Origin of the sequence: Gordonia sp. (in: high G+C Gram-positive bacteria) (assembly GCF_020438995.1) — a bacterium.
GTDB lineage: Bacteria > Actinomycetota > Actinomycetes > Mycobacteriales > Mycobacteriaceae > Gordonia.
This window is the reverse complement of record NZ_JAGQTN010000044.1, coordinates 19081-28712: the sequence shown is the minus strand read 5'-3', so window position 1 is coordinate 28712 and position 9632 is coordinate 19081. Positions and strand designations below refer to the sequence as shown.

The 9632-nt window shown below is 67.1% G+C and carries 10 protein-coding genes and 1 riboswitch; of the genes, 9 read left to right on the top strand and 1 reads right to left on the bottom strand.

Going from position 1 to position 9632, the window contains the following annotated elements; all coding sequences use genetic code 11:
- Positions 1-62 precede the first annotated feature (62 nt).
- Both rpe and ribD read left to right on the top strand, forming a co-directional pair.
- Complete coding sequence (gene rpe, locus KDB67_RS03845) at positions 63-752, top strand: ribulose-phosphate 3-epimerase (RefSeq protein WP_291012612.1); 690 nt, start codon at positions 63-65, stop codon at positions 750-752.
- A gap of 4 nt (positions 753-756) precedes the next feature.
- Positions 757-1758, top strand: coding sequence for a bifunctional diaminohydroxyphosphoribosylaminopyrimidine deaminase/5-amino-6-(5-phosphoribosylamino)uracil reductase RibD (gene ribD / locus KDB67_RS03840; RefSeq protein WP_291012603.1), 1002 nt, complete (start codon positions 757-759; stop codon positions 1756-1758).
- A gap of 9 nt (positions 1759-1767) precedes the next feature.
- Here ribD and KDB67_RS03835 read toward each other — a convergent pair whose 3' ends face one another.
- Positions 1768-2043 (bottom strand): LapA family protein, encoded by a 276-nt coding sequence (locus KDB67_RS03835; RefSeq protein ID WP_291012600.1) that lies wholly within the window; start codon positions 2041-2043, stop codon positions 1768-1770.
- Positions 2044-2285: 242 nt separating this feature from the next.
- A riboswitch (FMN riboswitch) is annotated at positions 2286-2451 on the top strand.
- 51 nt (positions 2452-2502) lie between these two features.
- Here KDB67_RS03835 and KDB67_RS03830 point away from each other — a divergent pair.
- Genes KDB67_RS03830 through yvcK form a run of 7 tightly spaced genes read left to right on the top strand, consistent with a single transcriptional unit; the run spans position 2503 to position 9461 of the window.
- Complete coding sequence (locus KDB67_RS03830; protein WP_291012597.1) at positions 2503-3105, top strand: riboflavin synthase; 603 nt, start codon at positions 2503-2505, stop codon at positions 3103-3105.
- Positions 3106-3147: 42 nt separating this feature from the next.
- A complete protein-coding gene (locus KDB67_RS03825) occupies positions 3148-4488 on the top strand; it encodes a bifunctional 3,4-dihydroxy-2-butanone-4-phosphate synthase/GTP cyclohydrolase II (RefSeq protein ID WP_291012595.1) in 1341 nt (446 codons plus the stop codon).
- Complete coding sequence (ribH, locus tag KDB67_RS03820) at positions 4485-4973, top strand: 6,7-dimethyl-8-ribityllumazine synthase (RefSeq protein ID WP_291012593.1); 489 nt, start codon at positions 4485-4487, stop codon at positions 4971-4973. The genes KDB67_RS03825 and ribH overlap by 4 nt, the downstream gene beginning before the upstream one ends.
- 2 nt (positions 4974-4975) lie before the next feature.
- A complete protein-coding gene (locus tag KDB67_RS03815; RefSeq protein WP_291012609.1) occupies positions 4976-5431 on the top strand; it encodes a PH domain-containing protein in 456 nt (151 codons plus the stop codon).
- A gap of 19 nt (positions 5432-5450) precedes the next feature.
- Complete coding sequence (gene uvrC, locus KDB67_RS03810) at positions 5451-7577, top strand: excinuclease ABC subunit UvrC (protein WP_291012591.1); 2127 nt, start codon at positions 5451-5453, stop codon at positions 7575-7577.
- Positions 7570-8478: an RNase adapter RapZ gene (rapZ, locus tag KDB67_RS03805; protein WP_291012588.1), complete on the top strand. Its 909-nt coding sequence runs from the start codon at positions 7570-7572 to the stop codon at positions 8476-8478. The genes uvrC and rapZ overlap by 8 nt, the downstream gene beginning before the upstream one ends.
- The gene (gene yvcK, locus KDB67_RS03800) at positions 8478-9461 is read left to right on the top strand and encodes a uridine diphosphate-N-acetylglucosamine-binding protein YvcK (RefSeq protein WP_291012585.1); all 984 of its coding nucleotides are present in this window, start codon (positions 8478-8480) and stop codon (positions 9459-9461) included. The genes rapZ and yvcK overlap by 1 nt, the downstream gene beginning before the upstream one ends.
- Positions 9462-9632: the final 171 nt, after the last annotated feature.

The following is a 9632-nucleotide window of genomic DNA, read 5'->3' as shown; positions in this document are numbered from 1 at the left end:
TGAGGCCGAACGGTGAGCAGGGCACATCGGGAGTCTTCCCGGACCGATTAGAATCAGCGGCCATGTGTACTGCCGGTAAGAGTCCGATGATCGCTCCGTCCATTTTGTCCGCCGACTTCGCCAATCTCGCCGCCGAGGCGGCTGCGGTGGCCAAGGACGGTTCGACGCGTGCCGACTGGTTGCATGTGGACGTGATGGACGGGCATTTCGTGCCGAACCTGACGCTGGGGCTGCCGGTGGTGGAGTCGATCCTGCGGTCCACCGACATCCCGATCGACTGTCATCTGATGATCGAGGATCCGGCTCGGTGGGCGCCACCATACGCCGAGGCCGGCGCCTACAACGTGACGTTCCACGCCGAGGCCACCAGCGATCCGGTGCCCGTGGCACGCGACATTCGCAAGGCCGGGGCGAAAGCGGGGCTCTCGCTCAAGCCGGGCACACCGCTGGAACCGTACCTGGAGATTCTGAAAAGCTTTGACACGCTGCTGATCATGAGCGTCGAGCCCGGGTTCGGCGGGCAGAGCTTCATTCCGGAGGTGCTGGAGAAGGCTCGCGCCATCCGCAAGGTCATCGACTCCGGCGACCTCACGCTGCTCGTGGAGATCGACGGCGGTATCAACGCCGACACCATCGAGCAGGCCGCCGAAGCGGGGATCGACTGCTTCGTCGCCGGGTCGGCCGTGTACGGCAAGGACGACCCGGGAGCAGCCGTGGCAGCACTGCGGGCACAGGCCGCGGCAGCGCGCTGACACCATGGATTTCGACGCCCTGATGCTCCGGGCCGTCGACGCCTCGCGCGCGGCCCAGGGCATCAGCTCACCCAACCCGCCCGTCGGGGCGGTGATCGTCGCACCCGACGGAACCGTCGTCGGGGTCGGGGCGACCCAGCCGCCCGGTGGACCGCACGCCGAGGTGATGGCGTTGCGTCAGGCAGGGGAGTCGGCCCGCGGTGCCACCGCGGTGGTGACCCTCGAACCGTGCAACCACACCGGCCGTACCGGACCGTGTGCGCGGGCGCTGGTCGACGCCGGGATCGCCGAGGTGGCATACGCGGTCGCCGACCCCAATCCGACGGCCGCGGGCGGAGCGCAGACCCTGCGTGCGGCCGGGGTGACGGTCCACGGCGGGATCGGTAGCACCGACGCAGAGGCAGGTCCGCTCAAACCGTGGCTCTTCCGGCAACGCCACGGCAGGCCGATGGTGACTGCCAAGATCGCCTCCACCATCGACGGCAGGATCGCCGCACCCGACGGCACCAGCCAGTGGATCACCGGCACCGACGCTCGGGCACACGCCCACGAGACCCGCGCGCGGATTGACGCGATCGTCGTCGGCACCGGAACGGCGTTGCGGGACAATCCGACACTGACCGCGCGGCGACCCGGCGGGCAGCCGTACGCACACCAACCCGCACGTGTGGTCGTCGGAAAGCGCGACCTACCGGGCGACGCCGCCCTGCGAACCGAACCTGGCTACGTCCACGTGCACAGCCACGATCCCGCCGACGTGCTGGCGGCGCTGCCCGACGCTCTGTGGGTGCTCGTGGAGGGTGGACCGTCGATCATCGGGGCGTTCGCCGACGCCGACCTCGTCGACGACATCGACCACTACCTGGCGCCGGCACTCCTGGGCGCAGGTGCGTCGTCGGTCGGGGCCAATCAGGTGACGACCCTCGCGGACAAGCGCGTGTTCCGGCGCGAGGAGATCACCGAACTCGGCGACGACCTCTATGTCCGCTACCGCAGGCAGCGCTGACCGTCTCGCCTATTCGGCGGCATTCTTGCGCTTGTACCGGCGGACACCGAGGAACCACCCGACCGCGATCCCGATCGCCGTGATCACGGTCAGCGCCAGCCACTGCGGCATCGACACCTCGAACCAGAGGAAGTTGAAATCGAACTGGCTTCGGTTCTGGGCGATGAAGATGACGGCCACCACCGCAAGGAGGATCGGCAGCCAGTAGTGCTTGGCCAGCTCGAGTGCGGGATTGGCCGGCGCCGGCTGCGGGCTGGGCGGATAAGCATCGGCGTTTCTGGCCATTGAGACTCCTTGTGACAGTGGATCGCAGTCCGGTGTATCGCACGCGGTCGTGGGTCACCGGCCATCGGCGCCGGTGGACACCATGAGACTAGACCCGGACAGCGTCGGGAATGCCGTGACAGGCCGGGAAAGACCGTGCCAGGCCGGGAACTGACCGTGACAGGCCGGGAAACGACAAGGGGTTTGGCGCTCGGTGATTTCGGGAAACCGGGGTGATACGTACGCGTGCTAGCGTCGTTGCCAGAAGTTCTCGGGGCGGGGTGAAATTCCCCACCGGCGGTGACGACCGCGGCCATCCGGCCCGGCGAAGCCCGCGAGCGCTGCCACATCCCGCTCGGGATGGGCGGGTCAGCAGATCCGGTGTGATTCCGGAGCCGACGGTGACAGTCCGGATGCGAGAGAACAGGCGACTATGATGCCGTCTGCGTTCGCTCCGGGATGTGAGGACAGGAGCGCGGAGTGTTTACCGGCATCGTCGAGGAACTCGGCACCATCGTCGCCCGTGACGATCTCACTGATTCGGCCCGCATCACCGTTGACGGGCCCCTGGTCACCTCCGACGCCGGTCACGGCGATTCCATCGCGGTCAACGGCGTGTGTCTGACCGTCGTCGAGTTCGGTGATGGTCGGTTCACCGTTGATGTGATGGCCGAAACCCTCAATCGCAGCTCGTTGGGCGCGTTGGAGGCGGGCAGCAGGGTCAATCTCGAACGTGCGATGGCCGCCGGTGGGCGTTTCGGCGGGCACATCGTGCAAGGTCACGTTGACGGCGTCGGGGAGGTGGCGGCGGTCAGTCCGTCCGAAAACTGGACAGTGGTACGGATCGCGCTACCGGCCGAACTGTCGCGCTATGTTGTCGAGAAGGGGTCGATCACAGTCGACGGGGTGTCGCTGACCGTTTCGGCGGTGGGCGATGACTGGTTCGAGATCTCGCTGATTCCCACCACGCTGGCCGAGACCAATCTGGGAATCACCGAGCCCGGCCGCGTCGTCAACCTTGAGGTCGACGTGATCGCCAAGTATGTGGAACGCCTGCACAGCCAGGCCTCCCGAGGCGAGTAGAACTATTTCCCATAGCGAACAGCGACAAGCGAAGTGAGCACCATGTCTGAAGACACCGCGGCACCAGAGGTCAAGGTTGCGCAAGCCAGGGCGACGTTCGACACGATCGAACGTGCCGTCGCCGACATCGCGGCCGGCAAAGCCGTCGTCGTCGTCGACGACGAGGACCGCGAGAACGAGGGCGATCTCATCTTCGCGGCCGAGATGGCCACCCCTGAACTGGTGGCGTTCATGGTGCGCTACACCTCCGGCTACCTGTGTGTGCCGCTCGACGGCGACGACTGCGACCGGCTGGGCCTGCCCCCGATGTACTCGATGAACCAGGACAAGCACGGCACCGCCTACACGGTCACCGTCGACGCCCGGCTCGGCGTGGGTACCGGCATCAGCGCCGCCGACCGCGCCACGACGATGCGTCTGCTCGCCGACCCCAAGGCCACGGCCGCCGACTTCACCCGGCCGGGTCACGTCGTTCCGCTGCGAGCCAAGGAGGGCGGTGTGCTCCGCCGCCCCGGACACACCGAGGCCGCCGTCGATCTGGCCCGCCTGGCCGGTCTGGCGCCGGCGGGCGTGATCTGCGAGATCGTCAGCCAGAAGGACGAAGGTCACATGGCGCAGACCGACGAACTGCGCGTCTTCGCTGACGAGCATGACCTCGCCCTCATCTCGATCGCCGACCTGATCGCGTGGCGCCGACGCAACGAGAAGCATGTGGTGCGGGTGGCTGACGCGCGGATCCCTACGCGGCACGGCGACTTCCGTGCCGTCGGTTACACCAGCGTCTACGACGATGTCGAACACGTCGCCCTGGTGATGGGCGACATCGCCGGCAGCGATGCGCAGGGCAACGACGTATTGGTGCGCGTGCATTCGGAATGCCTCACCGGAGACGTGTTCGGCTCGCTGCGCTGCGACTGCGGTCCACAGCTCGACGCCGCGCTGGAGATGGTGGCGGATGAGGGTCGCGGCATCGTTCTGTACATGCGCGGACACGAGGGTCGCGGCATCGGCCTGCTGCACAAGCTGCAGGCGTACCAGCTGCAGGACGCCGGGCAGGACACGGTCGAGGCCAATCTGTCCCTGGGGCTGCCCGCCGACTCACGTGACTACGGACTCGGTGCGCAGATCCTCGTCGACCTCGGTGTGTCATCGATGCGTCTGCTGACCAACAATCCGGCCAAACGCGTGGGCCTGGACGGTTACGGGCTGCAGATCACCGAGCGGGTGCCGATGCCGGTGCGCGCCAACGCCGAGAACCTGCGGTATCTGCGCACCAAACGTGACCGGATGGGTCATGACCTCGACGGATTGGACGAAGCAGTGAGCAACGAAGGTGCCGTGCGGCCGTCCGGGCAGACCTCCGTGACGGGAAGCCCGGCATGAGCGGCGCAGGTGAACCGACTCTCGACCTGGGGGATGTGTCGGATCTGCGGGTGGCGATCGTCGGCTCGCAATGGCACGAGACGATCTGCACCGCACTCCTCGACGGCGCGCTACGTGCGGCGGCGGACGCCGGAGCGCCCGCACCGACGGTCGTTCGGGTCGCAGGCGCCATCGAGCTGCCGGTGATCGTGCAGGCCCTGGCCCGCACCCACGACGCCGTCGTCGCACTCGGCGTGGTGATCAAGGGCGAGACACCGCATTTCGAGTACGTCTGCGACGCGGTGACCGCAGGACTGACCCGGGTGTCGCTCGATGAGTCCACTCCCGTCGGCAACGGTGTGCTCACCACGCTGAACGAACAGCAGGCGCTGGCGCGAGCCGGCCTGCCCGATTCATCGGAAGACAAAGGTGCGCAGGCGATGTCGGCGGCGCTGGCATCCGCGGTGATCCTGCGGGACTTAGCCGCGAGGACTCCGGAGCGGTGAGTGTGAGCAGTCCGGTCACCGAATGGGAACTGGAGTACCGACCCGGCAAGCTGCGTCTGTACGCGGTGATCGCGGCCGTGGTGGTGCTCGCCATCCACATCGTGTTCGGGGCGCTGCTCACCATCTCCGACACCGGGGTCCGCAACGTGGGCGCGCTCGATCAGCTGTCGATCATGCTGATCGGCGTGGTCATCGCCGGCGCGATCCTGCTGTTCACCCGGCCCCGGATCCGCGTCGGGCCTGCCGGAGTATCGGTACGCAATCTGGTCACCGAGCGACTGTTCGAATGGGATCGGGTGCGGGGCCTGAGCTATCCGGAGTCGGGTTCGTCGGCACGTCTGGAACTGCCCGACGACGAGTACATCCCGGTGCTGGCGGTGCGCGCCTCCGACGGTGATCGGGCCGTCGCGGCCATGGACCGCTTCCGCGACCTCGACGCCGAGTATCGCCGTCGGTAGCTCGTACTAGCCTGGAGCGGTGGCCGACCCATCTACCTATCGCCCGGCCCCGGGCACCATCCCCACCGATCCGGGTGTGTACAAGTTCCGCGACGCGCACCGGCGGGTCGTCTACGTGGGCAAGGCCAAGAATCTACGGTCGCGGCTGACCTCGTATTTCGCCGACATCGCCTCGCTGCATCCGCGGACGCGGCAGATGGTCACGGCGGCGGCGTCGGTGGAGTGGACGGTCGTCGGTACCGAGGTCGAGGCGCTGCAGCTCGAATACAACTGGATCAAGGAGTTCGATCCACGGTTCAATGTCCGCTACCGCGACGACAAGACCTATCCCGTGCTGGCCGTCACCCTGAACGAGGAGTATCCGCGGCTCGCCGTCTATCGCGGCCCGCGCAAGCGCGGTGTGCGCTACTTCGGCCCGTATTCGCACGCCTGGGCGATCCGCGAGACCGTCGATCTGCTGACCCGCGTGTTTCCGGCGCGGACCTGCACCAACGGGGTGTTCAAACGGCATCGGCAGATGGACCGGCCGTGCCTTCTCGGCTACATCGATAAATGTTCGGCACCTTGCATCGACCGTGTCACGGCCGACGAGCACCGACGCATCGTCGGTGACTTCTGCGACTTCCTGGCCGGCCGCACCGACCAACTGATCCATCAACTCGAACGGGATATGTCCTCTGCTGCCGAGGATCTCGATTTCGAGCGGGCGGCCCGGCTGCGCGACGACATCAACGCCCTGCGCCGGGCGATGGAGAAGCAGGCCGTCGTGTTCGGTGACGGCACCGACGCCGACGTCATCGCCGTCGACTCCGACGACCTGGAGATGTCGGTGCAGGTATTCCATGTGCGCGGCGGCCGGGTCCGCGGCCAGCGCGGCTGGGTCGTCGAACGTTTCGACTCCGACGACGACGGCGAGGTGATCGGCCAATTCCTCACCCAGTTCTACGGTGGTCAGGCCGACATCGAGACCGGGGCGAGCGCAGCGAGGGGGGGTGACGGGGCGAGCGCAGCGAGGGGGGATGACGGGGCGAGCGGAGCGACGGGGGATGTGTGCGAGTCGATCCCGCGTGAGGTGTTGGTGCCCGCGGTCCCCGCCGACGTCGACGAGGTGGCCGACTGGTTGTCGGGGTTGCGGGGCAGCAGGGTCGCGGTGCGGGTGCCTCAGCGCGGCGACAAGCGCACCCTGATGGAAACGGTGGCGCGTAACGCGTCGGAGTCGCTGGCCCACCACAAACTGAAGCGGGCAGGTGATCTGACCACCCGGTCGGCGGCGCTCACCGAGATCCAGCAAACCCTCGGACTCGACGAAGCGCCACTGCGGATCGAGTGCATCGACATCTCGCACGTGCAGGGCACCGATGTGGTGGCCTCGCTGGTAGTGTTCGAGGACGGCCTGCCCCGCAAGTCGGACTACCGGCACTACTCGATCAAAGAGGCTGCGGGCGAAGGACATTCCGATGACGTCGGGTCGATCGCGGAGGTCACGCGCCGCAGGTTCCTGCGGCACCGCGCCGATCAGGAACCGGTCGTCGATCCCGAGTCGGGCAAGACTCGCAGGTTCGCCTATCCGCCCAACCTGTTCGTCGTGGACGGTGGCCAACCTCAGGTCCAGGCCGCGGCCGCGGTGTTCGACGAACTCGGCATCACCGACGTTGCGGTAGTGGGCCTGGCGAAACGTCTGGAGGAGATCTGGCTGCCCGATGACGACGATCCGGTGATTCTGCCACGCAGCAGTGAGGCACTGTTCCTGCTGCAGCGGGTCCGGGACGAGGCGCACCGCTTCGCGATCACCTTCCACCGCAGCAAGCGGAGCAAACGGATGACCGAGTCCGCGCTCGACGGGATTCCGGGCCTCGGGCACGCCAGGCGTACCGCGCTGGTGAGTCATTTCGGGTCGGTGGCCAAGCTGCGGGAGGCGTCCATCGACGAGATCTCGGCGGTCCCGGGTATCGGAGTGGCCACGGCGACTGCTGTTCGCGAGGCACTCACGGCCGGCAACGGGCACGATGAATCCAGGCAGCCAGGTGAACCCGGACAGATGGATGAACCCGGACAGACGGGTGAAGACGGGCAAGCGGATGAACACGGGCGGACCGCGGGGGCACATCTGGCCCGGGTCGCCGGAGGAGGATCTGTGGATGAGTGACTCAAACGCTCCGAGCGAGGTGAGCGGCCTGATGGTGCTGTTCGTGGCCGGGATGTCGGGTGCCGGACGGTCGAGCGTGGCCAACATTCTCGAGGATGACGGCTGGTATGTCGCCGACAACGTGCCGTCGTCGTTGGTGGCCAAGCTTGTCGACTTCGTCCACACCGACAGCCCGGCGATCGCCCGGATGGGGATCGTGGTGCGGGCCACCGACAGTGCGATCGACGACGAACTCGCGCAGGTGCGCGGCCAGCTGGCCCACGCCGGGGTGAGAACGCGCGTGCTGTTCCTCGATGCCAGTGACCAGATTCTGGTGCGGCGTTTCGAGCAGGTCCGCAGGCGACACCCGATGCAGGGCGGGGCGACCCTGATCGAGGGCATCGCGCGAGAGCGGGCAGTGCTTGATCCGATCAGGAATTCGGCCGACCAGGTGGTCGATACATCCGCCCTGAGCATCGCCAAGCTGCGGTCGGTCGTGGAGGGGATGTATCCGGGCAGCGGCGACGACAAGCTGAGCATCGCGGTGCAGTCGTTCGGGTTCAAATACGGACTGCCGATCGATTCCGACCTCGTGGCCGATGTGCGGTTCCTGCCCAATCCGTATTGGATTCCGGAACTGCGTGAACACAACGGCCGCGACGAGCCGGTGCGTGATTACGTGCTCGGGCAGCCGGAGGCTGAGCAGTTCGCCCGGACCTACGTCGAACTCGTCGCCCTGGTGGCGCCCGGGTACCTGCGGGAGGGCAAGCGGTATATGACGATCAGCATCGGCTGTACCGGCGGCAAACATCGCAGCGTGGCGATGACCGAGGAACTCGCACACAGGCTCGCGGAACTGTCCGGCGATGGGCCCTCGGGCTACGAGATCCGCGTGATGCATCGGGACCTGGGACGCGAGTGATGGGCGCGCTCAAGATCGTCGCGCTCGGCGGTGGGCACGGACTGTATGCGACGCTGACGGCGATGCGATACCTGTCCCGCGACGTCACAGCGGTGGTGACCGTCGCCGACGACGGTGGTTCGTCGGGCCGGATGCGGGCCGAACTCGACGTGATCCCACCCGGTGACCTGCGGATGGCGCTGGCGGCGCTGATGAGTGCACCCGCGGCGCTGGCCGATCGGGCCGAGGGCCCCGACCGTGATCGGCGCGCGTTGTGGGCCGACGCCTTTCAGCACAGGTTCGGCGGCAGGGGAGCACTGGCCGGACATCCGGTGGGCAATCTTCTGCTGGCCGGTCTGTCCGAACTCCTCGGTGATCCGGTGGCCGCACTCGACGAGTTGATCGAAGTGTTCGACGTCGACGGCCGGGTGTTGCCGATGTCATTGGTGCCGCTGGACATCGAGGCCGACGTGTCGGGGCTGGAAAGCGACCCGCGGATCAGCCGGTGCATCCGCGGTCAGGTGGCGGTGGCGACTACACCTGGCAAGGTCCGGCGGGTACGACTGCTGCCGGACGACCCGCCCGCGTGTGCGGAGGCGATCGACGCGATCGGGGCGGCGGACCTCGTGGTGCTCGGCCCGGGTTCGTGGTTCTCCAGTGTTATTCCGCATGTCTTGGTGCCCGAGCAACTCTCGGCACTGGGGCGCAGCACCGCCACGAAGGTGCTGGTGGTCAATCTGGCGCCGGAACCGGGTGAGACACCGGGCTTTTCGGTGGAGCGTCATCTGCATGTGCTGCATGCGCACGCCGCTGCCTTCCGTGTCGATCACGTGGTGGTCGATTCCGCGTCGGTGCCGGCGGGGCGCGAGCGCGAGTACCTCGAGCAAGCTGCGGCCAAGTTCGGCGCGACGCTTCACGTGGGTGATCTCGCGGTGGCCGGCAGGCATGTGCACGACCCGGAGAAATTGGCGCATCTGATCCGCGACCTGTATGAAGATAAATAGTCTTTGTTACCTAAGATAACGAAGTCGGATCGGAGCATGCGCGTATGCGCGCCGTCACGGCCTTGCGATAATGGCCGTTCGTCGGGGTGATGCCCGTTCGGTGATGCTTGGCGCTCGCGGCTCACGGAGTGGTCTCGCGGTCACACCACAGCAAGCAGGGGGATGGGGAAG